Origin of the sequence: Streptomyces cellostaticus, assembly GCF_023630175.1 — a bacterium.
In the GTDB taxonomy this organism is placed as follows: domain Bacteria; phylum Actinomycetota; class Actinomycetes; order Streptomycetales; family Streptomycetaceae; genus Streptomyces; species Streptomyces cellostaticus_A.
The window spans coordinates 14276-38726 of record NZ_JALLIN010000060.1; the positions used below are offsets into that span (position 1 = coordinate 14276).

The following is a 24451-nucleotide window of genomic DNA, read 5'->3' on the forward strand; positions in this document are numbered from 1 at the left end:
CCCTTCATGGCCTCGTCGCCAACGACCCCTTCCGCCGACAGCCGGACCCGTGCGTCCGCGCTCCGCGAGGCACTCGCCACCCGTGTGGTGGTCGCCGACGGAGCGATGGGCACGATGCTCCAGGCCCAGGAGCCGACGCTCGAGGACTTCCAGCAGCTCGAGGGCTGCAACGAGATTCTCAACCTCACCCGCCCCGACATCGTCCGCTCCGTCCACGAGGCGTACTTCGCCGTGGGCGTCGACTGCGTCGAGACCAACACCTTCGGGGCCAACCACTCCGCCCTCGGCGAGTACGACATCCCCGAGCGCGTGCACGAACTGTCCGAGGCCGGCGCCCGCGTCGCCCGCGAGGCCGCCGACGGGTTCACCGCGCGGGACGGCCGGCCCCGCTGGGTCCTCGGCTCCATGGGCCCGGGCACCAAGCTGCCCACCCTCGGCCACGCCCCCTACACCACGTTGCGCGACGCCTACCAGCGCAACGCCGAGGGCCTGGTCGGCGGCGGCGCCGACGCGCTGCTCGTGGAGACCACCCAGGACCTGCTGCAGACCAAGGCCGCCGTGCTCGGCGCCCGCCGCGGCCTCGACGCCCTCGGTCTGGACCTGCCGGTGATCGTGTCCGTGACCGTCGAGACCACCGGCACCATGCTGCTCGGCTCCGAGATCGGCGCCGCCCTCACCGCGCTCGAACCGCTCGGCATCGACATGATCGGCCTGAACTGCGCCACCGGCCCGGCCGAGATGAGCGAGCACCTGCGGTACCTCGCCCGCAACGCCCGCATCCCGCTGTCCTGCATGCCCAACGCGGGTCTGCCGGTGCTCGGCAAGGACGGCGCGCACTACCCGCTGAGCGCCCCGGAGCTGGCCGACGCCCAGGAGACCTTCGTCCGCGAGTACGGCCTCTGCCTCGTCGGCGGCTGCTGCGGCACCACCCCCGAGCACCTTCGCCAGGTCGTCGAACGCGTGGCGGGCCTCACCCCGCGCACCCGCGACCCGCGCCCCGAGCCCGGCGCCTCCTCGCTCTACCAGAGCGTCCCGTTCCGCCAGGACACCTCCTACCTCGCGATCGGCGAGCGCACCAACGCCAACGGATCCAAGAAGTTCCGCGAGGCCATGCTCGACGGCCGCTGGGACGACTGCGTGGAGATGGCCCGCGACCAGATCCGCGAGGGCGCGCACATGCTCGACCTGTGCGTGGACTACGTCGGCCGCGACGGCGTCGCCGACATGGAGGAACTCGCCGGCCGCTTCGCCACCGCCTCCACCCTGCCGATCGTCCTCGACTCCACCGAGGTCGACGTCCTCGCGGCGGGCCTGGAGAAGCTCGGCGGCCGCGCCGTGATCAACTCCGTGAACTACGAGGACGGCGCCGGACCGGGCTCCCGCTTCGCCAAGGTCACCGGACTGGCCCGGGAACACGGCGCCGCGCTGATCGCGCTGACCATCGACGAGGAGGGCCAGGCCCGCACCCCCGAGAAGAAGGTCGAGATCGCCGAACGGCTCATCGACGACCTGACCGGGAACTGGGGCGTCCGTGAGGAGGACATCCTCATCGACACCCTGACCTTCACCATCTGCACCGGTCAGGAGGAGTCCCGCAAGGACGGCCTTGCCACCATCGAGGCGATCCGCGAGCTCAAGCGCCGCCACCCGGCCGTCCAGACCACCCTGGGCCTGTCCAACATCTCCTTCGGCCTGAACCCGGCCGCCCGCATCCTGCTGAACTCCGTCTTCCTCGACGAATGCGTCAAGGCGGGCCTGGACTCGGCGATCGTGCACGCCTCCAAGATCCTCCCGATCGCCCGGTTCAGTGAGGAGGAGGTCCGCACGGCCCTCGACCTGATCCACGACCGCCGCGCCGAGGGGTACGACCCGCTGCAGAAGCTGATGCAGCTCTTCGAGGGCGCCACCGCCAAGTCCCTGAAGGCCGGCAAGGCGGAGGAACTGGCCGCGCTGCCCCTGGAGGAACGGCTCAAGCGGCGCATCATCGACGGCGAGCGCAACGGACTGGAGGCCGACCTCGACGAGGCCCTCCAGGACCGGCCCGCCCTGGACATCGTCAACGACACCCTGCTGGACGGCATGAAGGTCGTCGGCGAACTGTTCGGCTCCGGCCAGATGCAGTTGCCGTTCGTCCTGCAGTCCGCCGAGGTCATGAAGACGGCCGTCGCCCACCTCGAACCGCACATGGAGAAGTCGGACGCCGAGGGCAAGGGCACCATCGTGCTGGCCACCGTGCGCGGCGACGTCCACGACATCGGCAAGAACCTCGTCGACATCATCCTGTCCAACAACGGCTACAACGTCGTCAACCTGGGCATCAAGCAGCCCGTCTCCGCGATCCTGGACGCCGCCGAGGAACACCGCGCCGACGTCATCGGCATGTCCGGCCTCCTGGTGAAGTCCACCGTGATCATGAAGGAGAACCTGGAGGAGCTGAACCAGCGCGGCCTCGGCGCCCGCTTCCCGGTCATCCTCGGCGGCGCCGCCCTCACCCGCGCCTACGTCGAACAGGACCTGCACGAGATCTACGACGGCGAGGTCCGCTACGCCCGCGACGCCTTCGAGGGCCTGCGCCTGATGGACGCCCTCATCGGCGTCAAGCGCGGCGTGCCCGGCGCCAGGCTGCCCGAACTGCGGCAGCGCCGCGTCCGCGCCGCCGCCTCCGTCGAGGTCGAGGAACGCCCGGAGGAGGGTCACGTCCGCTCCGACGTCGCCATCGACAACCCGGTGCCCGCGCCGCCGTTCTGGGACACCCGCGTCATCAAGGGCATCCAGCTCAAGGAGTACGCGAGCTGGCTGGACGAGGGCGCGCTGTTCAAGGGCCAGTGGGGCCTGAAGCAGGCCCGCGCCGGTGACGGCCCGACCTACGAGGAACTGGTGGAGACCGAGGGCCGCCCCCGCCTGCGCGGCCTCCTGGACCAGCTCCAGACGCAGAACCTGCTGGAGGCGGCCGTCGTCTACGGCTACTTCCCGTGCGTCTCCAAGGACGACGACCTGATCATCCTGGACGAGCGGGGCAACGAACGCACCCGCTTCACCTTCCCGCGCCAGCGCCGCGGCCGCCGCCTGTGCCTCGCCGACTTCTTCCGCCCGGAGGAGTCCGGCGAGACCGACGTCGTCGGATTCCAGGTCGTCACCGTCGGCTCCCGGATCGGCGAGCAGACCGCACGGCTCTTCGCGTCCGACGCCTACCGCGACTACCTCGAGCTGCACGGACTGTCCGTGCAGCTCGCCGAGGCGCTCGCCGAGTACTGGCACGCCCGGGTGCGCGCCGAACTCGGCTTCGGCGGTGAGGACCCCGCCGCCATGGAGGACATGTTCGCCCTGAAGTACCGGGGCGCCCGCTTCTCCCTCGGCTACGGCGCCTGCCCCGACCTGGAGGACCGCGCCAAGATCGCCGAGCTGCTGCGGCCCGAGCGGATCGGCGTGCAGCTCTCCGAGGAGTTCCAGCTCCACCCCGAGCAGTCCACCGACGCGATCGTGATCCACCACCCGGAGGCCAAGTACTTCAACGCCCGCTGACGCCTCAGCCGGCCCACGCGTCCGGGCACACCGGGGAGCCTCCCGGCCCGCACGGGGGTGGTACAGGGGGTACCCAGGACCCGGAGTGGTAAACGAGGCGCTTCGTGCGCCCGGGGTCGTACAATGGTCGGTCCACCGCAGGCCGGTTCCCGCACGGGAACCGGCCTGGTCGTCCCCAAGGAGGTGCGCCCGGATGACCAGCACCGTCCCAGCGCTCGGAACCCGTACGGCCGAAGGCTCCGCCCTGCAGGCGGTCCTCCTCGACATGGACGGCACCCTGGTGGACACCGAGGGCTTCTGGTGGGACGTCGAGGTCGAGGTCTTCGCCGCCCTCGGCCACGTCCTGGACGAGTCCTGGCGGCACGTCGTCGTCGGCGGCCCCATGACCCGCAGCGCCGGCTTCCTCATCGAGGCCACCGGCGCCGCCATCACCCTCGCCGAGCTCTCGGTGCTGCTCAACGACGGCTTCGAGGCCCGCATCGGCCGGGCCCTGCCGCTGATGCCCGGCGCCGCCCGGCTGCTCGCCGAACTCCACGAGCACGGCATCCCCACCGCCCTGGTCTCCGCCTCCCACCGGCGCATCATCGACCGCGTGCTGACCGTGCTGGGCCCCCACCACTTCGGCCTCTCCGTCGCCGGTGACGAGGTCTCGCGCACCAAGCCCTATCCCGACCCCTATCTGCTCGCCGCCGCCGGACTCGGCGTCGACCCGGCCCGCTGCGCGGTCGTCGAGGACACCGCCACCGGCGTCGCCGCCGCCGAGGCCGCCGGCTGCCAGGTGGTCGCCGTCCCCTCCATCGCCCCCATCGCCCCGTCCGAACGACGCACCGTCGTGTCCTCCCTGGAAGAGGTCGACCTGCCGTTCCTGCGCGGCCTGATGACATGAAGGCGCCGGCGGGTGCCGCGAACAAAGTCCCGTGCCGGTCTTTCCCGACACCCCCGGCCCGTTCACCCGAAGTGCTCCCGGGCCCGCCGCCGGCCCAGCGCCAAGCCCAATGAGCGTGTTGGACAAATTTTCGGGGAAGTACACCAGCGGGTGAATTCCACGCGGACCGTCCGGCGAATTCCGGCAAGCGCCAACTCCGCCGCGCGCATGTGACGTTCCCCACCCTTCGGCTCCTCGACAACGTTGCCCGAATATGCAGGACGCCCCGATCCGGGGCCGGGCGGCGGGTCCTTGTGTCCCGATAGGGGAGATCCTGCACCAATCCTGCCGCTGTCGGGTTTTCGGTGTGTCCACACCCGGTTTCACTCTGTGATGGACGCTCAACTCACGCGCCAGTGAACCCCCGTGCGGGCGCGGACTAATCTCGTCGCGAGAACATCGAAGCAACCCCCCGTGACTCGCCGCACCACCCATGCATGCCGAGTACACGGACTAGAAACAGCTCTGGAGAAACTCCCGCATGAAGCGCAAGACTTTGGTGCTGCCGGCAGTGGCCGGCCTGCTGACGCCGGTTCTCGCCGCGTGCGGCGGATCCGACAGCGGGAGCAAGAGCGGGGACGCCATCGTGGTGGGCACCACGGACCGGTTCGAGGCCACCAGCGACGCCCCGGCGCCCCTCGACCCCGCCTACGCCTACGACGTCGGCACCTGGAACATCCTGCGCCAGACCGTGCAGACCCTGATGACCCAGCCCAAGGGCGAGGGCAACCCCGTCCCCGAGGCCGCCGAGAGCTGCTCCTTCACCGACAGCGGCAACGAGCGCTACGCCTGCAAGCTGCGCGAGGGCCTGACGTTCTCCAACGGCGACAAGGTCACGGCCGCCGACGTCAAGTACTCCATCGAGCGTGCCCTGCGCATCAACGCGGACAGCGGTGTCGCCACCCTGCTGAACACGGTCGACACGATCGAGACCCAGGGCGACCGCGAGGTGATCTTCCACCTCAAGACGGCCGACGCCACCTTCCCGTACAAGCTGTCGACGCCGGTCGCGGCCATCGTCAACCCGAAGGACTACGCCAAGGACAAGCTGCGCGACGGCTTCGACGTCGACGGCTCCGGCCCCTACACGCTCAAGTCCGACGTCAAGGACAACGCGATCGTCACCGCCACCTTCACCAAGAACCCTTCCTACAAGGGCAGCGTGACGGTGAACAACGACAAGGTCGAGATGCGCTCCTTCGACGACGCCGACGCCATGGGCCAGGCCATCGAAAAGGGCGACATCGACCTGATGACGCGCACCATGTCGCCGTCCCAGATCGACAAGCTGGACTCCGGCTCCCAGGCCAACGTCGACCTCGTCGACATGCCGGGCCTCGAGATCCGCTACCTGGCCTTCAACACCGACGCGCCGACCGTGAAGACCAAGGCCGTCCGCCAGGCCATGGCCCAGCTCATCAACCGCGGCGAACTGGTCTCCAAGGTCTACGGCACCCAGGCCCAGCCGCTGTACTCGCTGGTCCCGGCCACCCTCACCGGCCACTCCAACTCGTTCTTCAACAAGTACGGCAACCCCAGCCCCACCAAGGCCAAGAACCTGCTCGAGAAGGCCGGCATCACCACCCCGGTGAAGCTGACGCTGCACTACACCACCGACCACTACGGCTCGGCCACCAAGCAGGAGTTCCAGATCCTGCAGAAGCAGCTCAACGGCAGCGGCCTGTTCGACGTCAGCATCCAGGGCCACCCCTGGGCGACCTTCCGCCCCGCCGAGCGCAAGGGCGAGTACGACGTCTACGGCATGGGCTGGTTCCCCGACTTCCCCGACGCCGACAACTTCGTCGCGCCCTTCCTCGACAAGGGCAACTTCCTCGGCTCGCCCTACTCCAACGGCACCATCCAGCGCACGCTGATCCCCGAGTCCCGGCGCGAGGCCGACCGCCTCAACGCGGTCAAGACCCTCACCACGATCCAGGACACCGTCGCCGAGGACGTCCCCGTGCTGCCGCTGTGGCAGGGCAAGCAGTACGTCGCCGCGCGCGACAACGTCACGGGTGTCTCCTACGCCCTCAACTCCGTCGCGTCGCTCCAGCTCTGGGAGCTCGGCCGCGGTGTGAGCGGCTGACGCCCGAGCGCCCCACACGCCGAGGGCGTCCCTCCCCGTACGGGAAGGGACGCCCTCGGCGTCGTGCACAGGGTCCCGATCAGCTCGCGCCGGGCCGCACCAGTCCGCTCTCGTACGCGTACACCGCCGCCTGCACCCGGTCCCGCAGCCCCAGCTTGGTCAGCACATGCCCGACGTGCGTCTTCACCGTCGTCTCGCTGACGAAGAGGTCCGCGGCGATCTCCGCGTTGGACAGCCCGCGCGCCACCAGCTTCAGCACCTCCACCTCACGGTCGGTGAGCGTGTGCAGGGTGTCCGGCACGGACTCCTCACCGGACGGCAGATGCGTGGCGTACTTGTCCAGCAGGCGGCGCGTGATGCTCGGCGCCAGCAGCGCCTCCCCGGCGGCCACCACCCGGATCGCCTGCACCAGCTCGTCGGCGGGCGCGTCCTTCAGCAGGAACCCGCTGGCCCCGGCGCGCAGCGCCTCCACCACGTACTCGTCGAGATCGAACGTGGTCAGCACCAGCACCTTCGCCGGGCCGTCCCGCCCCGGACCGGTGATCTGCCGAGTGGCCTCCACCCCGTCCATCCGGGGCATCCGGATGTCCATGAGCACGACATCGGGCTGCAGCGCCCGGACCTGATCGAGGGCCTGCAGGCCGTCACCGGCCTCGCCCACGACCGCGATGTCCTGCTCGGCCTCCAGGATCATCCGGAAACCCGTACGCAGCAGGGGCTGGTCGTCGACCAGTAGGACGCGGATGGCCACGTGACACTCCTTCGCTAGTCCGCCCCCATTCTGCCCTGCCCCCGGCGCGCCGCCGGCGGCACCCTGGAGGCGGCAGCCGGCCGCTACCCGCCGGACGCGGCGGGCCGCACCGGAAGGGGATACGGCGGGGGAGTGCCGCCGAACTCCGGGCAGACGGACCGGTGGTCGCACCAGCCGCACAGCTTCGTCGGCCTGGGGCGCCACTCACCGGTCCGCGTGGCCCGCCCGATCGCCTCCCACAGCGCCAGCAGCTTGCGCTCCACCCGCTCCAGGTCGGCCGGAACCGGGTCGTAGGTCAGCACGTCACCGCTGCCGAGATACACGAGCTGCAACCGGCGCGGGACGACCCCCTTCAGCCGCCACACCACCAGCGCGTAGAACTTCATCTGGAACAGCGCGCCCTCGGCGTACTCCGGCCGCGGTGCCTTCCCGGTCTTGTAGTCCACGATCCGCACCTCGCCGGTGGGCGCCACGTCGACACGGTCGATGATCCCGCGCAGCCGCAGCCCCGACTCCAGCTCGGCCTCCACGAACAGCTCCCGCTCGGCGGGCTCCAGCCGGGCCGGGTCCTCCAGCGTGAACCACCGCTCCACCAGCCGCTCGGCCTCACCCAGCCAGCGGGTCAGCCGCTCGCCCCGCGGATCCTCGGCGAACAGCTCCCCGACCTCCGGCCGGCTCTCCCGCAGCCGGTCCCACTGCCCGGGGACCAGCGCCTTCGCCCGCGGCGCCGTCCGCTCGGCGGCGGGCGCGTCGAACAGCCGCTCCAGCACGGCGTGCACCAGCGTCCCCCGCGTCGCCGCCTCACTCGGCTTCTCGGGCAAGCGGTCGATCACCCGGAACCGGTACAGCAGCGGACACTGCATGAAGTCGCCGGCCCGGGACGGCGACAACGAGGACGGGGCGACGGCCCCCCGCTCCACCGCCGGCCCCGCCGGCCCCGCCGCACTCGCGGCGGCCGCCGGCACCGGGTCCCCGGAGGCCCCCGGTACCTCCGCCGTAACGGGCTCCCCGGACGTCACAGGCTCCCCGGCGGCCGCAGCGGCCGCCACCGGTTCCGCCGGCCCCGCCGCCGTGGCCCTCTCCCCGGCGGGACCCGGCAGGGCCCCCGCGTCCTCGATGCTGCTGTCCATGACCCCAGACCATACGGCCCGGCACCGACAGCGACCCAGCCGCGAGGCGCGTTAGGCCGCGCGACAGCGGGGCAAACACAAGGGGTGCCGGGGCGGAACGGACCACCACGGCCGCATACCATCGAGCCGAGACCTTCCGCCCGCACGGCGCGGAGGACGCTTCGAACGAGGGGACAGCGTGGACGTGAGCGGCGGGAGCGGGCCGCGGTCCGGCAACGACGAGCCGGCCGAGCACCCGGCGGGCCCTGCGGTCCCGGCGACCGGACCCACCGGTCACCACCTCGGACCGGAGTCCGACGGCGCCCCCGAGCCCACCGGCACCCCGCGCCCCGACCGCGAGGAGCGCGACGGCCCCGGCGAAGCGCCCGACCCGGGCGACCGCCCCGACCCGGACGGCCGGGACGAGCGCTCCGGCGCGGAGGCCCCGAGGGACACCCGGACCGGTAGCCCGGGCCCGCCCCCCGAGACCGGCGAGCCCACCGGCCCCACCCGGCCGGGGGCGCAGACCCCGACCGGCGAGCCCACCACCCCCACCCACCCCGGCGGCGCCGAGGAGAACCCCGCGCCCGGCACCCACCCCGCCGAGCACCGCTCCCTAGCCCACTCCGGCATCGCCAAGGGCGAACCGCCGCAGCCACGGCGCAGGGAACCCGGCGGCGGACTGCTCATGGGCCGCCCCTTCGGCGTCCCCGTCTACGTGGCACCGAGCTGGTTCCTGGTGGCCGCCCTCATCACCTGGGTCTTCGGCGGCCAGCTCGACCGGGTGCTGCCCGAACTCGGAGCCGCCCGCTACCTGGTCTCCCTCTTCTTCGCCGTCGCCTTCTACGCCTCCGTCCTCGTCCACGAACTGGCCCACACGGTCGCCGCGATCCGCTTCAAACTCCCGGTCCGCCGCATCCAGCTCCAGTTCTTCGGCGGCGTCTCCGAGATCGAGAAGGAGGCCGAGACCCCGGGACGCGAGTTCGTCCTCGCCTTCGTCGGCCCCCTGCTCTCCCTCGTCCTGGCCGCCCTGTTCTACCTGGCCATGAAGCCCGTGCGGCCGGACAGCGTGCCGGGTGTCCTGCTCGCCGGCCTGATGATCTCCAACCTCATCGTCGCCGCCTTCAACCTGCTGCCCGGCCTGCCCCTCGACGGCGGCCGCATGCTCCGCGCCGTCGTCTGGAAGATCACCGGCAAGCCCATGAGCGGCACCGTCGCCGCCGCCTGGGTCGGCCGCGCCCTCGCCATCTCCGTCCTCGTCGGCCTGCCGCTGCTCAACCAGTCCGGCGCCTTCGGCGGCGGCAACCAGGACGCCGGCGGCATGGACACCGTCACCGACGCCCTGCTCGCGGCCATCCTCGCCGCCATCATCTGGACCGGCGCCGGCAACAGCCTGCGCATGGCCCGCCTGCGCGAACACCTCCCCGAGCTCAAGGCCCGCGCCCTCACCCGGCGAGCCGTCCCGGTCGAGACCGACACCCCGCTGTCCGAGGCCCTCCGCCGCGCCAACGCCGCCGGCGCCCGCGCACTCGTCGTCGTCGACCCGGAAGGCAACCCCCTCTCCCTCGTCCGCGAGGCCGCCATCGTCGGCGTGCCCGAGCACCGCCGCCCCTGGGTCGCCGTCAGCGGCCTCGCCCAGGACCTCACCGACGGCATGCGGGTCTCCGCCGAACTGGCCGGCGAGGAACTCCTCGACACCCTCCGGGCCACCCCCGCCACCGAGTACCTCGTCGTCGAGGAGACCGGCGAGATCTACGGCGTCCTCTCCGCCGCCGACGTCGAGCGCGCCTTCGTCAAGGCCATGGCCCGCCCCTGACGGCCCGCCCTCCCGTGGTCGGCGGCCCCCGCAAACGCCGGTAGGCTGGTCACATGTCCGAACCGACCGGTGCCGCCCGCAGGCGCGGGCCCTTCAAGGTCGGGGACCAGGTACAGCTGACCGACCCCAAGGGCCGCCACTACACGTTCACGCTCGAAGCCGGGAAGAACTTCCACACCCACAAGGGCTCCTTCCCGCACGACGAACTGATCGGCGCTCCCGAAGGCAGCGTTGTCCGCACCACCGGCAACGTCGCCTACCTCGCGCTGCGCCCCCTGCTCCCCGACTACGTCCTGTCCATGCCCCGCGGGGCAGCCGTCGTCTACCCGAAGGACGCGGGGCAGATCCTCGCCTTCGCCGACATCTTCCCCGGCGCCCGCGTCGTCGAGGCCGGCGTCGGCTCCGGCTCGCTCAGCAGCTTCCTGCTGCGCGCCATCGGCGACCAGGGCATGCTGCACTCCTACGAGCGCCGCGAGGACTTCGCCGACATCGCGCGGGCCAACGTCGAGCGCTACTTCGGCGGACCGCACCCCGCCTGGCAGCTCACCGTCGGCGACCTCCAGGACAACCTGTCCGACACCGACGTCGACCGCGTCATCCTCGACATGCTCGCCCCCTGGGAATGCCTGGAGGCCGTCTCCAAGGCACTCGTCCCGGGCGGCATCCTGTGCTGCTACGTGGCCACCACCACCCAGCTCGCCCGGACCGTGGAGTCCATCCGGGAGATCGGCTGCTTCAACGAGCCGACCGCCTGGGAGACCATGATCCGCAACTGGCACATCGAGGGCCTCGCCGTCCGGCCCGACCACCGGATGATCGGCCACACCGGCTTCCTCCTCACCGCCCGCCGGCTCGCCGACGGCGTCGAGCCGCCGATGCGCCGCCGCCGTCCCGCCAAGGGCGCCTACGGCGAGGACTACGCCGGCCCCAACGCCGACGGCGGCAGCGGCCGCTGACCGGCCCTCCCGACCGGCACAACGCCACGGCGCCGTGGCCGGGTTCCCCACCACATCCGGGAACCCGGCCACGGCGCCGACGCGTTGACGCGGCACCAGGTCGCCCACCCCCGCGCGCGCGAACTCCTCGCCTGCGAGAATCCCGTACCGACCCCGCCGTTCCCACGCACTGTGACGTGTGGCACCATGCTGGCCACCCCCCCCACCGGCACAGCCCTCACGGGAGACACTCCTAGTGCAGCCATCCGCCGTTCCGGAGCTCGCCCACACGCACACCCGGCCCATCCACTGGGTCGCCACCGCCGCGGCGATCGCCGGCGTCGTCGCCCTGTCCTCCGCCGTGCAGCCCGGATCGGCCACGGCCGCCCAACCCACCGCGCGCACCGAGGTCAGGACCGCGCCCGCGGCCGCGCCCCCCGGCACCAGCGGCGTGCGCTTCCCGCTCACCTGCGGGCCCGTGAAAGCGATCGTGGTCAAGAAGGTCACCGGCGACCTCGACGGCGACGGCGCACCGGAAACCGTCGCGGTCGTGCACTGCGACGCCCCCATGGGCACACCGCCCGACGGGGTCTACGTCCTCACCCGCGGCACGGCCGGCGGCACCGCCCGCGTGGTCGCCACCCTCGTCGACCCCAAGGACCGCCGCACCGTCACCGACTTCGCCCTCCGCGCGGGCACGGTCACCGCCACGCTGCTCGGCTACTCCTCGTCCGACATACCCAGTTGCTGCCCCGACCTGAGAACGCCCACGAGCTGGCACTGGAACGGAAAGGCGTTCATCCGCTCCACGCCCGCCGCGGCCCACAGCGTGTGACCCGTCCGGCCACACGCCCCGGCCGCCCCGCCCGAGCACGCGCCTGACCCGAAAACGCCGCACGCGCGCGACCCGCCCCGAGGGCGACTCACGCGCGCACGCCACAGCCGGTCACCGGCCGGGCCTCACTCCGCGTCCGGGCCGTGGACCTCGACCTTGTCCAGAACCCGGCGCACATGGATGCACTCACCGGGACACTCCTTCGCCGAGTCGACCACATCCGCGAGCAGCGGCAGCGGCACCGGCGCCGTGGCGCCCTCGGCCTGCAGCAGCTCGTCGTCCGCGCCCTTCACATAGGCCAGCCCGTCGATGTCCAGCTCGAACACCTCGGGCGCGTACTGGGCGCAGATCCCGTCGCCGGTACACAGAGCCTGGTCGATCCAGACCTCCAGCGCCTCGCCGTCCGGGGCCTCCTGCTGCACGGTCACCTCTCCTGCCGTCGGATCGCCGGGCGGCCTCCCGGCCCGACGGCCAGCGAGGTCCGCACCAGCGGCTGTTGAACACCCCGACCCTACCTCCGCCCGCATACCCTCCCGATGGCACGGGTATCGGGTTTCCCTCGGCGCCCCCTCGGGTACGAGCGCCCGACCGGGAAAGGGAGCCCCGGAACCGGGCGAACACTTCCAGCCGCCCCGACGATGACCACGACCGACCGGACCGTCGCTCTGCGTGATGACCGCACGCGGGCCCGGAACGTGCCCAGGAACCGGCCGACCGGCCCGGAACGGACAACTCCAGCCACACGCGCCGGGTATTGGCCGCCACCGACCAGGAACAACCGGCTTCCGAATCACGTTGAGTGGGTATCCCCTCCGTGCGAGAGGGAGCGCACCGGGTGACCGACGACACACCTTGACAGTCTTTGTGATCTAGGGGTTTCAATCGACACCCACCCAGGTAGGGTCTGGAAGCGTCCAGCTCCCCTTGGAGGAGGTGAGGACCGTGGCAGCCCACGACGACGACATGAACCGCGGCATCCGCCCGGGACGAGGGTCCGACGACCCCGCCGGGCAGATCGCCTACCTTGAGCAGGAGATCGCCGTCCTGCGACGCAAGCTCGCCGACTCTCCGCGGCACACGAGGATTCTCGAGGAGAGGATCGTCGAGCTGCAGACCAACCTGGCCGGCGTCTCCGCCCAGAACGAGCGCCTGGCCAACACGCTCCGCGAAGCCCGCGACCAGATCGTGGCCCTCAAGGAAGAGGTCGACCGGCTCGCCCAGCCGCCCGCCGGCTTCGGCGTCTTCCTCCAGGCCAACGAGGACGGCACCGCGGACATCTTCACCGGTGGCCGCAAGCTCCGCGTGAACGTGAGCCCGAGCGTCGAACTCGACGACCTCAGGCGGGGCCAGGAGGTCATGCTCAACGAGGCGCTCAACGTGGTCGACGCCATGGAGTTCGAGAGCGTCGGCGACATCGTCACCCTCAAGGAGATCCTCGAGGACGGCGAGCGCGCCCTCGTCCTCGGGCACACCGACGAGGAACGAGTGGTACGGCTCGCCGAACCCCTCCTCGGCGTCACCATCCGCCCGGGCGACGCCCTCCTGCTCGAGTCCCGCTCCGGCTACGTCTACGAGGTCGTCCCCAAGAGTGAGGTCGAGGAACTCGTCCTCGAGGAAGTGCCCGACATCGGCTACGAGCAGATCGGCGGCCTCGGCAACCAGATCGAGGCGATCCGCGACGCGGTCGAGCTGCCCTACCTCTACCCCGACCTGTTCAAGGAGCACGAGCTGCGCCCGCCCAAGGGCGTCCTGCTCTACGGGCCGCCCGGATGCGGCAAGACGCTCATCGCCAAGGCCGTCGCCAACTCGCTCGCCAAGAAGGTGGCCGAGGTCACCGGACAGGCCGCCGGCAAGAGCTTCTTCCTCAACATCAAGGGCCCCGAGCTCCTCAACAAGTACGTCGGCGAGACCGAGCGGCAGATCCGCCTCGTCTTCCAGCGAGCCCGCGAGAAGGCCAGCGAGGGCACCCCCGTCATCGTCTTCTTCGACGAGATGGAATCCCTCTTCCGCACCCGCGGCTCCGGAGTCAGCTCCGACGTCGAGAACACCATCGTCCCGCAGCTCCTCGCCGAGATCGACGGCGTGGAAGGCCTGCAGAACGTGGTCGTCATCGGCGCCTCCAACCGCGAGGACATGATCGACCCGGCCATCCTGCGCCCCGGCCGTCTCGATGTGAAGATCAAGATCGAGCGGCCCGACGCCGAGGCGGCCAAGGACATCTTCGGCAAGTACCTCACCGAGCGCCTCCCGCTCCACTCGGACGACCTCGGCGAGCACGAGGGCGACAAGGTCACCACCGTCCAGAGCATGATCCAGACGGCGGTCGAGCACATGTACGCCGAATCCGAGGAGAACCGCTTCCTGGAAGTCACCTACGCCAACGGCGACAAGGAAGTCCTCTATTTCAAGGACTTCAATTCCGGCGCCATGATCGAGAACATCGTCGGCCGCGCCAAGAAAATGGCGATCAAGGACTTCCTGGACAAGAACCAGAAGGGCCTCCGCGTCTCCCACATCCTCCAGGCCTGTGTGGACGAGTTCAAGGAGAACGAGGACCTCCCGAACACCACCAACCCGGACGACTGGGCCCGCATCTCCGGAAAGAAGGGCGAACGGATCGTCTACATCCGCACCCTCATCACCGGAAAGCAGGGCGCCGACACCGGACGCTCCATCGACACGGTGGCGAACACCGGTCAGTACCTGTAGATCCAGGGCGGCTGCGGGTGCCCACCACGGGTACCCGCAGCCGACTGCTTTTCAGGCCACGACCGGAGCAGTCAATGACGCAAATGATCTCCCCACCAGCGCAAAGGCGTTCTAGGCTCGTTCCTGCCGCCGAGTCGCACAGCGCGGGGACGGGCACCGCACACGCACCGGAGCGCCGGCGGTACGCGAGCAGTACCCACGACCGAGGGTGCCGCCGGGCAAGGAGGGCCGCATGACCGTACGGCGAGTAATGGGCATCGAGACGGAGTACGGGATCTCCGTCCCCGGCCACCCCAACGCCAATGCCATGCTCACCTCATCCCAGATCGTCAACGCCTACGCCGCGGCGATGCACCGGGCCCGCCGGGCCCGCTGGGACTTCGAGGAGGAGAACCCGCTGCGGGACGCCCGGGGCTTCGACCTCGCCCGCGAGGCGGCCGACTCCAGTCAGCTCACCGACGAGGACATCGGCCTCGCCAACGTCATCCTCACCAACGGCGCGCGCCTCTACGTCGACCACGCCCACCCCGAGTACAGCGCCCCCGAGGTCACCAACCCCCGCGACGCCGTCCTCTGGGACAAGGCCGGCGAGCGCATCATGGCCGAGGCCGCCGAACGAGCCGCACAGCTCCCCGGTGCCCAGACCATCCACCTCTACAAGAACAACACCGACAACAAGGGCGCCTCCTACGGCACGCACGAGAACTACCTGATGAAGCGGGAGACCCCGTTCTCGGACATCGTGCGCCACCTCACGCCCTTCTTCGTCTCCCGCCAGGTCTTCGCCGGAGCCGGACGCGTCGGCATCGGCCAGGACGGCCACGAACACGGCTTCCAGCTCAGCCAGCGCGCCGACTACTTCGAGGTCGAGGTCGGCCTGGAGACCACGCTGAAGCGGCCCATCATCAACACCCGCGACGAACCGCACGCCGACGCGGAGAAGTACCGCCGCCTGCACGTCATCATCGGCGACGCCAACCTCTCCGAGATCTCCACCTACCTCAAGCTGGGCACGACCTCCCTGGTCCTGTCCATGATCGAGGACGGTTTCATCGCGGTCGACCTGGCCGTCGACCAGCCGGTACGCACCCTCCACCAGGTCTCCCACGACCCAGGGCTCAAGCGCCTGGTCACCCTGCGCAGCGGCCGCACGCTCACCGCGGTCCAGCTCCAGATGGAGTACTTCGAACTGTCCCGCAAGTACGTCGAGGAACGCTTCGGCGCCGACGCGGACGACCAGACGATGGACGTCCTCTCCCGCTGGGAGGACACCCTCAACCGGCTCGAGAACGACCCGATGAGCCTCGCCGGCGAGCTCGACTGGGTCGCCAAGCGGGAACTCATGGAGGGCTACCGCCGCCGCGACGGCCTCGACTGGGACGCCGCCAAGCTGCACCTCCTCGACCTCCAGTACGCCGACGTACGCGCCGAGAAGGGCCTCTACAACCGCCTCGCGGCCCGCGGGCGCATGAAGCGGCTGCTGGACGAGGCGGAGGTCGACAAGGCGCGCACGGCGCCGCCGGAGGACACCCGCGCCTACTTCCGCGGCCGCTGCCTCGAGCAGTACGCCGACGACGTGGCCGCGGCGAGCTGGGACTCGGTCATCTTCGACCTGCCGGGCCGGGATTCGCTGCAGCGCGTTCCAACCCTCGAACCGCTTCGCGGAACGCGAAATCACGTCAAGGAGCTGCTGGACCGCTGCCGCACGGCGGAAGACCTGGTCAGGGTCCTGTCCGGCGGCTGACCGGGATCCGCGGGGTCCCCGGAACCGTCCGGGCGGGCGGGGTGGAAAGCCCGCCGTCCGGGAATCATCGAGATGGCCCCCGTACGTTGTCGAAACTGCGGGGCCGATGTCGGACCCGGCTTGTAGGGTCTGATCATCACCGATCGGCAGGAATGCCGACCCGTCGACCATGTCGGGCGAACAGAGCGGGGTGAGGGATATGGCAACCAAGGACACCGGCGGCGGCCAGCAGAAGGCCACGCGCTCCACCGAGGAGGTCGAGGAGCAGGCGCAGGACGCGCAGGGCTCCGAGGACCTCAAGGAGCGGCACGAGAAGCTGAGCGACGACGTGGACTCCGTCCTGGACGAGATCGACGATGTCTTGGAGGAGAACGCGGAGGACTTCGTTCGCTCCTTCGTTCAGAAGGGTGGGCAGTAGCCCAGTTTTCCCTTCTGTCCGAAGGTGGCGGGGGAGTCGAGGGTTGGAGAGCGAAGAAGGTGCGAAGCGCTGCTCGCGGTGCAGGCAGCACGAGCCGCGGGCGGCGTTCGCGCAGAACAAGGCGATGCGTGACGGGCTGCAGAGCTGCTGCGGGGAGTGCGCCGCCGCTTGTCACCAGCAGCGTCGGATCGCCAAAGGCCGAAAGGTTCGTCCCAGGGTGGACGTGCCCGACGGTCACGAACTCCGCCGGACGTGCGGTGAGGCCGAACCGTGGAGCGAGTGGCATCGCAACGCGACCGCCCCGGACGGCCTCTCGACCCGGTGCGAGCTGTGTCGTGCGGCCGAGGGGCGAGCGAGCCAGCTGAAGCGGAACTACGGCCTCACCGAGGCCGAGCGCGACGCGATGGTCGCCACTCAACGCGGGCTCTGTGTGATCTGCCTGGATGCTCCGGCCACACATGTGGATCACTGCCGCAAGACGGGTAGGGTCCGAGGCGTACTGTGCTTCAACTGCAATTCGGCCCTCGGCAAGTTGCGAGAAGATCCGGACGTCGGCCGTCGTGCTGTTGCCTACCTGGAAGGAAACTCGTGGAAGCCAATACTCGTGGCACCGGGCGTCTACCAGCTGCCTTCCTGACGCCAGGATCCTCCTCATTCATGGACTTCCTCTCCGAGCACCAGCCCGAGCTGCTGCCCGGCAAGCGGCAGCTCCCGCCCACCCAGGGTGTGATCGAGGCGCCGCACGGGACGACGATCGTCGCCGTCACGTTCCCCGGAGGCGTCGTGCTCGCGGGTGACCGCCGGGCCACGATGGGCAACGTGATCGCCCAGCGGGACATCGAGAAGGTGTTCCCGGCGGACGAGTACTCGGCCGTGGGCATCGCGGGCACCGCCGGTCTCGCCGTGGAGATGGTGAAGCTGTTCCAGCTCGAGCTGGAGCACTTCGAGAAGGTCGAGGGCGCGCAGCTCTCGCTGGAGGGCAAGGCGAACCGGCTGTCGACGATGATCCGGTCCAACCTCGGCATGGCGATGCAGGGGCTGGCCGTGGTGCCGCTGTTCGCCGGGTACGACCTGGACCGGGAGCGGGGGCGGATCTTCTCGTACGACGTGACGGGCGGCCGTTCCGAGGAGCACAACTTCGCGGCGACGGGGTCGGGCTCGATCTTCGCGCGTGGTGCGATGAAGAAGCTGTTCCGTGAGGACCTGTCGGAGGAGCAGGCCACGACGCTGGTGGTGCAGGCTCTGTACGACGCGGCCGACGACGACTCGGCGACCGGTGGTCCCGATGTCGCCCGCCGGATCTATCCGATCATCACCGTGATCACCGATGACGGTTTCCGCCGGCTCACCGAGGAGGAGGCCTCGGAGCTGTCCCGTGCGGTGCTCCAGCGGCGGCTGGAGGAGCCGGACGGCCCGAGGGCCGCTCTGCTCTGAGCGTGGGCCCTGCTGTTTCTCGAGGTGATCCAGTGACCATGACAGAAAGGGACGGATAACCGGTGTCGACGCCGTTCTATGTCTCCCCCCAGCAGGCGATGGCCGACCGGGCGGAGTACGCCCGCAAGGGCATCGCGCGTGGCCGCAGCCTGGTGGTCATGCAGTTCGCCGACGGCATCGTGTTCGTCGGCGAGAACCCGTCCCGTGCGCTGCACAAGTTCAGCGAGATCTACGACCGGATCGGTTTCGCGGCCGCCGGCAAGTACAACGAGTACGAGAATCTGCGGATCGGCGGTGTGCGGTACGCGGATCTTCGCGGCTACACCTATGACCGCGACGACGTGACGGCCCGCGGCCTGGCGAACGTGTACGCGCAGACGCTGGGCACGATCTTCTCCTCGGCGGCGGAGAAGCCGTACGAGGTGGAGCTGGTCGTGGCCGAGGTCGGGGCGACGCCCGACGGTGACCAGATCTACCGGCTGCCGCACGACGGTTCCATCGTGGACGAGCACGGCTCGGTGGCCGTGGGCGGCAACGCGGAGCAGATCAGCGGTTTCCTGGATCAGCGTCATCGTGACGGCATGTCGTTGGCCGAGGCGCTGAAGCTGGCCGTGCAGGCGCTGTCCCGCGACACCAACGGCAGTGAGCGGGAGATCCCAGCGGAGCGCCTGGAGGTCGCGGTGCTGGACCGTACGCGGCCGCAGCAGCGCAAGTTCAAGCGGATCGTGGGCCGTCAGCTGTCGCGTCTTCTGGAGGCGGACGGTGCCGCCACGGAGGCGGAGAGCTCCGCGGAGGAAGAGGAGTAGGTCCGTCCACGGCGGCTCGGCCGCCGTCCCACCCTGTCGCGCCCCGGCCGTTCCGGCCGGGGCGCGGTGCGTTCGGGGGCCGGCCGGGTGCTGTTCCGCGTGCGGCGCGGGCCGGGGGACCGGAACCTGGAGGGGTGGGCGGCGTCGGCCGCCGACCTGTGGGATGGCCCGCTGCGTCGGGGCACTCGGAGGGGCACGGCTGGACTGTGCGGAGGTGGAGGAGTCATGGCGGAGCAGAGGTCGTCCTCGGTTCTCACCGCTCCGGTGCGGGGCGCGGCCTCGGTGCTGGGGCGGTTGCCCGGTGCCGGGATGGTGAGCAGGGTCGCGCAGGGCACGCTGAACAGGGTCGGCGCGGTGTCCCCCAGGAGTCGGCGGCTGGCGGTGTACACGGGAGCGGGGGTGTTGGGGGTCGCCGGGGTGGTGGAGTGGCCGGTGGCGTTGACGGGCGCGGCGGTGGCGTGGCTGACCCAGGCGCGGCCCGGCGCCGGGGGGACGGGGCCGGGGGAGGCCGATGCGGGGCGGCGGCTGGGTGCGCCGGTGGAGGACGGTGAGCCGGTGGAGCGGGCGGACGTGGTGGACGAGCCGGTGCCTGCCGAGCCGGACGACGAGGCGTTGGCGTGGGCGGCGACGCATCGGACGGCGTCGGGCGGGGAGCGGCCGGGGCAGCGGCACGGTGGGCCGGGCGAGCACGGTGGGGCGGCCCCGCACGGTGGCCATGGGGCGCATGGTGGGCGTCTGGGGCCGACGGCGCGGCCGGGCCGCGCGACGCGCTGAGGGCGGTCGGTGGTGTTCTCGTTGCTGACGGTTCCGTCGGCTGCCGCCCGGCTGGTCCCGGCGGCGCCGCGGTTGCTTGCGCGGGTCGCCGTTCCGGTGGTGGGCGCGGCGGCGGGGGTGGTGGCGGGTACGGCGCGTGCCGGGGTGCGCGGGGCGGATGCGGCGGTGCGGGTGGGCCGGGTGGCGGGTAACGCGCTGCCGGGCGGCGCGGGGCGGTGGCGCGCGGGTGCCCGGCAGCATGTGGCGTTGCGGCCGGCGCACGAGGAGGCGGCGCGGCAGGGCAGGGAGTGCCTGGGGCGTCGGGTGGCCGACGTGGTGGCGGAGCATCCCGATGTGTTGCTGGCCTACTGGGACGAGGGGTTGGCCCGGTTGGTGGTGACGGCGTCGGAGGAGGGGCTGGTGGACCGGGTGCTGGACCACGTGGTGGAGGTGGCGGCGCGCCATGGTCTGGAGCCGGGTGGTGATCCGGAGGAGTTGTCGCATCCGGCGGATCCGGTGGCGGTGCGGGTCGCGGCGGCGGCGCTCGCGGCCGATGTGGTGGGTTCGGGTGCGGCGTTCGCGGCGTACGCGTGGCGGCTGCCGCCGTCGCCCCGGACGGTGACGGCGGCGGTGACGTTCCTGCGGGAGAACCCGCGGGTGCGTGCGGTGCTGCGCCGGCGGCTGGGTGGGCCGGGCATGGATCTGGTGCTGGCGGGCGCGAACGCGGTGGCGCACGGGGCGGGGCAGAGTCCGGCGTCGCTGGTGCTGGACGGGGCGCTGCGGGGGTGTCAGCTCGCTGAGGCGGTGGCCCGGGCCGCCGCGTTCGACTCGGTGCACGACGAGTTGTGTGCTCCGGAGCGGGTGAGTGTGGCGGGCCGGGAGTGGGGGCGGCCGCCGTTGCGGGCGACTCCGGCGCAGGAGTACGCGGCTCACGCGGCCGCGGGGAGTGTGCTCGGGGCGCTGGCGACGTTGCTGGTGAAGCACGACGGTGCGGAGGCGGCGGAGGCGGTGCTGGCCGGTTCGCCGAAGGCGGCGCGGTACGGTCCGGCGGCCTTCCACGCCGTGCTGGGTGGTGCGCTGGCGCGGGTCGGTGCGTTGGTGCGGGCGCCGGAGCGGCTGTGGCAGTTGGAACTGGCGGGGACGGTGGTGCTGCATCCGAGTGCGCTGCGTGCGGCGGACGGCTCGGCGGATCCGTGGACGGAGCCGGTGCTGGACGCGGCGCGGCGGGCGGGGTTGCGGGTCGTGGTGGTGGACGACCCGGTGCTGGAGGATTTCGCGGGTCTGGCGGACGTGGTGGTGGACGCGCGGCGGCCGCTGGACGACGTGGTGGGTGGGGTGCGTGGCGAGGGGACCGTGATCACGGTCGCCCGGCTGGGTCCGGTGGTGGACGGAGCGGTGCTCGCGGGGTTGCGGGCCGCTGATCTGGCGGTGGCCCTGGTGGACGGGGACGGCGCGGTGCTGTGGGGTGCCGATGTGCTGGCCAGGGGCGGCCTGCGGGACGTGTGGCGGTTGCTGACGGCGGTTCCGGCGGCGCGTGCGGTGGGCGGCCGGTCGCAGACGCTGGCGCGGTCGGGTGCGGCGCTGTCGGGACTGCTGGTGGCGGTGGGGGAGTCCAGGGGTGTGCGTGGGCGGTTGGCGGTGCTGCCGGGTATGCGGCACGTGCCGGTGGATGTGGCGGCGGCGGGTGCGCTGTTCTCGGGGGTGCGGGCGGGTCTGTCGGTGGCGGCGGCCCCGGCTCCGCATCCGCGTCCGCGGGTGCACTGGCATGAACTGGACGCGCAGGAGGCGCGGGAGCGGCTGGGCCGCCGGCCGGCTGCCGAGGTGGGCGGGCTGGACCGGGTGACGGCCGGGGTGCGGGGGATGGTGGGCGCGGTGGCCGGGCATCCGGCGGTGGGTCCGGTGCGCTGGGGTGTGCGGCTGGGCCGGGCGGTCGGTGGTGAGCTGCATGATCCGCTGACTCCGGTGCTGGCGGTGGGGTCCGCGGCTTCGGCGATCCTGGGTTCGGTGGTGGACGCGCTGCTGGTGGTGGGTGCGCTGGACCTGAACGCGCTGGTGGGCGGGGTGCAGCGGATGCGTGCGGAGCGGGCGTTGTCGGGGCTGCTGGCGGATCAGCAGCGGAAGGCGCGGGTGGCGCCGTCGGAGGCGGAGGCGCCGGCGGGCGGTACGCGCACGGTCGACGCGGGTGGGCTGCGGCCCGGTGATGTGATCGAGCTGGCCGGGGACGACGTGGTGCCGGCGGATGCGCGGCTGTTGTGGCAGGAGGGGCTGGAGGTCGACGAGTCGGCGCTGACGGGGGAGTCGCTGCCGGTGCAGAAGCAGACGGACCGGACGCCGCACGCGGTGGTGGCCGACCGGCGGTGCATGGTGTTCGAGGGGACGACGGTGGTGGCGGGAACGGGCCGGGCCGTGGTGGTGGACACCGGTGACCGTACGGAGGCGGCGCGGGCGGTCCACCTGGCGGCTCGCACGCCGCCGGCGGGTGGCGTGCAGGCGAGGCTGCAGGAGCTGACGCGCCGGGCGCTGCCGTGGACGCTGGGGGGCGGGGCGGCGGTGACGGGGCTGGCGCTGCTGCGGGGGACGCCGGTGCGGGACGCGGTGAGCGGCGGGGTCGCGGTCGCGGTGGCGGCGGTGCCGGAGGGGTTGCCGCTGGTGGCGACGGTGGCGCAGTTGGCGGCGGCGCGGCGGTTGAGCCGGGACGGGGTGCTGGTGCGTACGCCGCGCGCGCTGGAGGCGTTGGGGCGGATGGACACCGTCTGTTTCGACAAGACGGGCACGCTGACGGAGAACCGGCTGCGGCTGGTGCGGGTGTGGGGCGCCGGGGGCGGGGTGCGGGCCGTGGACGAGGCGGGGGCGGCGGAGACGGTGCGGGCGGCGGCGCGTGCGTGTCCGCGGCTGAACGGGGGTTCGGGGCGGCCGGTGCACGCGACGGACGAGGCGGTCCTGGACGCGGCCGGGGACGATCCGGGGTGGACCCAGTCGGAGGGGCTGCCGTTCGAGGCGGCGCGCGGGTACGCGGCGGCGGTCGGGCGGTCGGGTGACGGGGCGCGGGTGCTGGTGGTGAAGGGGGCTCCGGAGACGGTGCTGCCCGCCTGCCGGGATCTGCCGTCGCACGCCTGGCGGGGGGCGCAGGTGCTGGCCCGGGACGGGCTGCGGGTGCTGGCCGTGGCGGAGCGCCGGCTGGCGGAGGGCGAGGTGGCGGCCGGGGTGCTCGAGGAGCCGTTGCGGGACCTCGGGTTCACGGGGCTGCTGGCGTTCTCGGACGTGCCGCGGGAGACGTCGACGGCGCTGGTACGGGGTCTGTACGAGGCCGGGGTGCGGCCGGTGATGCTGACCGGGGACCATCCGCAGACGGCCCGGGCGATCGCGCGGGAGCTGGGGTGGCCGGAGGAGCCGGTGGTGGTGACGGGGGACGAGCTGGGTGCGGCGGACCGTTCGGGGCGGGCCCGGATGCTGCGGGACGCGGGTGTGGTGGCGCGGGTGGCGCCGGAGCAGAAGCTGCAGGTGGTGGAGGCTCTGCGGGATGCGGGCCGGGTGGTGGGGATGGTGGGGGACGGTGCGAACGACGCGGCGGCGATCCGGGCGGCCGACATCGGTGTGGGCATCAACGCCCGGGGTTCGGCGGCGGCGCGCAACGCCGCGGACATCGTGCTGACGGACGACGATCTGACGGTGCTGATCGACGCGGTCGTCGAGGGGCGCGCGCTGTGGCACAGCGTGGCCGACGCGATCGCGATCCTGATCGGCGGCAACGCGGGGGAGGTGGGTTTCGGTCTGCTGGGCACGCTGGTCTCGGGCCGGGCGCCGTTGTCGACGCGGCAGATGCTGCTGGTGAACCTGTTCACGGATCTGTTCCCGGCGATGGCGGTGGCGGTGACGCCGAAGGCCGGGGTGGGCGCCGCGGAGCGGTCGGGGCCGCGGTCGCCGGAGGACGCGGCGGGCGGTGTGCTGGGGGAGCCGTTGATCCGCCAGATCCGGCATCGGGCGCTGACCACGTGCCTGGGGGCGGTGACGGCGTGGCTGATCGGCCGTCTCACGCCGGGTACGGCGCGCCGTTCGAGCACGATGGCGCTGTGCGGGGTGGTCGGCACCCAGCTCGCGCAGACGTTGCTGGACCGCCGGGGCAGCCCGCTGGTGCGGGTGACGTCGCTGGGTTCGGCGGCGGCCCTGGTCGCTCTCATCCAGGTCCCGGTGGTGAGCCACGCGGTCGGCTGCACCCCGCTGGGCGCGGTGGGGTGGGCCGGTGTGGTCGCGGGCATCGCGGTGGCGCTGGCGGGGCAGCGGGTGCTGCCGCGGCTCGAGGAGACGGTGACCCGGCTGCTGCCGGCGGGCGGCTAGTGCTGTGACCGGAATGGTTTGCCGGAAGGCTCGCGGCGTCCGGTGCGGTGCATCGCGAGGCGGAGCATCGTCCGCGTACTGGACGTACTCGGGTGAGGCGACGACGCGGCGAGGTGCCGTGCCGGGCGCCGCGAGCCGGTGAACCCTTCCGGTCGCAGCACTAGTGCCGTGACCGGGCGGGTCGCCGCGGAGCCCGCTGCGTCCGGTCCGGTGCGGGGGTCGTGCGGCGGTGTCGGGGCCGGCGGGGCGGTGGCACGGTGGCCGCGTCGTCGT

17 protein-coding genes are annotated in these 24451 nt (G+C 71.9%); 14 read left to right on the forward strand and 3 right to left on the reverse strand.

Going from position 1 to position 24451, the window contains the following annotated elements; genetic code table 11:
- Window positions 1–6 precede the first annotated feature (6 nt).
- The 3 genes from metH (at window position 7) to MXD57_RS28425 (ending at window position 6533) form a co-directional block, all read left to right on the forward strand.
- On the forward strand, window positions 7–3522 hold the full coding sequence (gene metH, locus MXD57_RS28415) for a methionine synthase (RefSeq protein ID WP_250405034.1): 3516 nt from the start codon (window positions 7–9) through the stop codon (window positions 3520–3522).
- A gap of 193 nt (window positions 3523–3715) precedes the next feature.
- Window positions 3716–4408 carry an HAD family hydrolase gene (locus MXD57_RS28420; RefSeq protein ID WP_250405035.1) on the forward strand — a complete coding sequence of 231 codons (693 nt, stop codon included), beginning with the start codon at window positions 3716–3718 and terminating at the stop codon, window positions 4406–4408.
- 520 nt (window positions 4409–4928) lie between these two features.
- Window positions 4929–6533, forward strand: coding sequence for an ABC transporter substrate-binding protein (locus MXD57_RS28425; protein WP_250405036.1), 1605 nt, complete (start codon window positions 4929–4931; stop codon window positions 6531–6533).
- Between the two features lie 79 nt (window positions 6534–6612).
- Here the strand turns inward: MXD57_RS28425 and MXD57_RS28430 are convergent, their stop codons facing one another.
- Complete coding sequence (locus tag MXD57_RS28430) at window positions 6613–7284, reverse strand: response regulator (protein WP_250405037.1); 672 nt, start codon at window positions 7282–7284, stop codon at window positions 6613–6615.
- Window positions 7285–7367: 83 nt separating this feature from the next.
- Entirely contained in the window at window positions 7368–8414 is a 1047-nt protein-coding gene (locus tag MXD57_RS28435; RefSeq protein ID WP_250405038.1) for a RecB family exonuclease, read from the reverse strand.
- Window positions 8415–8592: 178 nt separating this feature from the next.
- On the opposite strand from MXD57_RS28435, the gene MXD57_RS28440 reads away from it, so the two are divergent.
- From MXD57_RS28440 to MXD57_RS28450, 3 genes are all read left to right on the forward strand, one after another.
- Entirely contained in the window at window positions 8593–10209 is a 1617-nt protein-coding gene (locus tag MXD57_RS28440) for a site-2 protease family protein (RefSeq protein WP_250405039.1), read from the forward strand.
- A gap of 53 nt (window positions 10210–10262) precedes the next feature.
- Window positions 10263–11165, forward strand: coding sequence for a tRNA (adenine-N1)-methyltransferase (locus MXD57_RS28445; protein ID WP_250405040.1), 903 nt, complete (start codon window positions 10263–10265; stop codon window positions 11163–11165).
- A 235-nt stretch (window positions 11166–11400) separates the two neighbouring features.
- Window positions 11401–11979: a hypothetical protein gene (locus MXD57_RS28450; protein WP_250405041.1), complete on the forward strand. Its 579-nt coding sequence runs from the start codon at window positions 11401–11403 to the stop codon at window positions 11977–11979.
- Between the two features lie 125 nt (window positions 11980–12104).
- Here MXD57_RS28450 and MXD57_RS28455 read toward each other — a convergent pair whose 3' ends face one another.
- Complete coding sequence (locus tag MXD57_RS28455; protein ID WP_250405042.1) at window positions 12105–12407, reverse strand: ferredoxin; 303 nt, start codon at window positions 12405–12407, stop codon at window positions 12105–12107.
- Window positions 12408–12921: 514 nt separating this feature from the next.
- On the opposite strand from MXD57_RS28455, the gene arc reads away from it, so the two are divergent.
- The 8 genes from arc to MXD57_RS28495 all read left to right on the forward strand — a co-directional run bounded on the left by arc (window position 12922) and on the right by MXD57_RS28495 (window position 24178).
- Window positions 12922–14688 carry a proteasome ATPase gene (gene arc / locus MXD57_RS28460; RefSeq protein ID WP_250405043.1) on the forward strand — a complete coding sequence of 589 codons (1767 nt, stop codon included), beginning with the start codon at window positions 12922–12924 and terminating at the stop codon, window positions 14686–14688.
- A gap of 232 nt (window positions 14689–14920) precedes the next feature.
- Window positions 14921–16432, forward strand: coding sequence for a depupylase/deamidase Dop (dop, locus tag MXD57_RS28465; protein ID WP_374114759.1), 1512 nt, complete (start codon window positions 14921–14923; stop codon window positions 16430–16432).
- Window positions 16433–16631: 199 nt separating this feature from the next.
- The gene (locus MXD57_RS28470; RefSeq protein WP_058079921.1) at window positions 16632–16850 is read left to right on the forward strand and encodes a ubiquitin-like protein Pup; all 219 of its coding nucleotides are present in this window, start codon (window positions 16632–16634) and stop codon (window positions 16848–16850) included.
- 43 nt (window positions 16851–16893) lie between these two features.
- Window positions 16894–17487 carry an endonuclease VII domain-containing protein gene (locus tag MXD57_RS28475; RefSeq protein WP_250405044.1) on the forward strand — a complete coding sequence of 198 codons (594 nt, stop codon included), beginning with the start codon at window positions 16894–16896 and terminating at the stop codon, window positions 17485–17487.
- Complete coding sequence (prcB, locus tag MXD57_RS28480) at window positions 17439–18284, forward strand: proteasome subunit beta (RefSeq protein ID WP_250405045.1); 846 nt, start codon at window positions 17439–17441, stop codon at window positions 18282–18284. Before MXD57_RS28475 ends, prcB begins: the two co-directional genes overlap by 49 nt.
- A 62-nt stretch (window positions 18285–18346) precedes the next feature.
- Window positions 18347–19090 (forward strand): proteasome subunit alpha, encoded by a 744-nt coding sequence (prcA, locus tag MXD57_RS28485; RefSeq protein WP_250405046.1) that lies wholly within the window; start codon window positions 18347–18349, stop codon window positions 19088–19090.
- A gap of 225 nt (window positions 19091–19315) precedes the next feature.
- A complete protein-coding gene (locus tag MXD57_RS28490; RefSeq protein ID WP_250405047.1) occupies window positions 19316–19864 on the forward strand; it encodes a hypothetical protein in 549 nt (182 codons plus the stop codon).
- A 9-nt stretch (window positions 19865–19873) separates the two neighbouring features.
- A complete protein-coding gene (locus tag MXD57_RS28495; RefSeq protein WP_374114760.1) occupies window positions 19874–24178 on the forward strand; it encodes a cation-translocating P-type ATPase in 4305 nt (1434 codons plus the stop codon).
- Window positions 24179–24451: the final 273 nt, after the last annotated feature.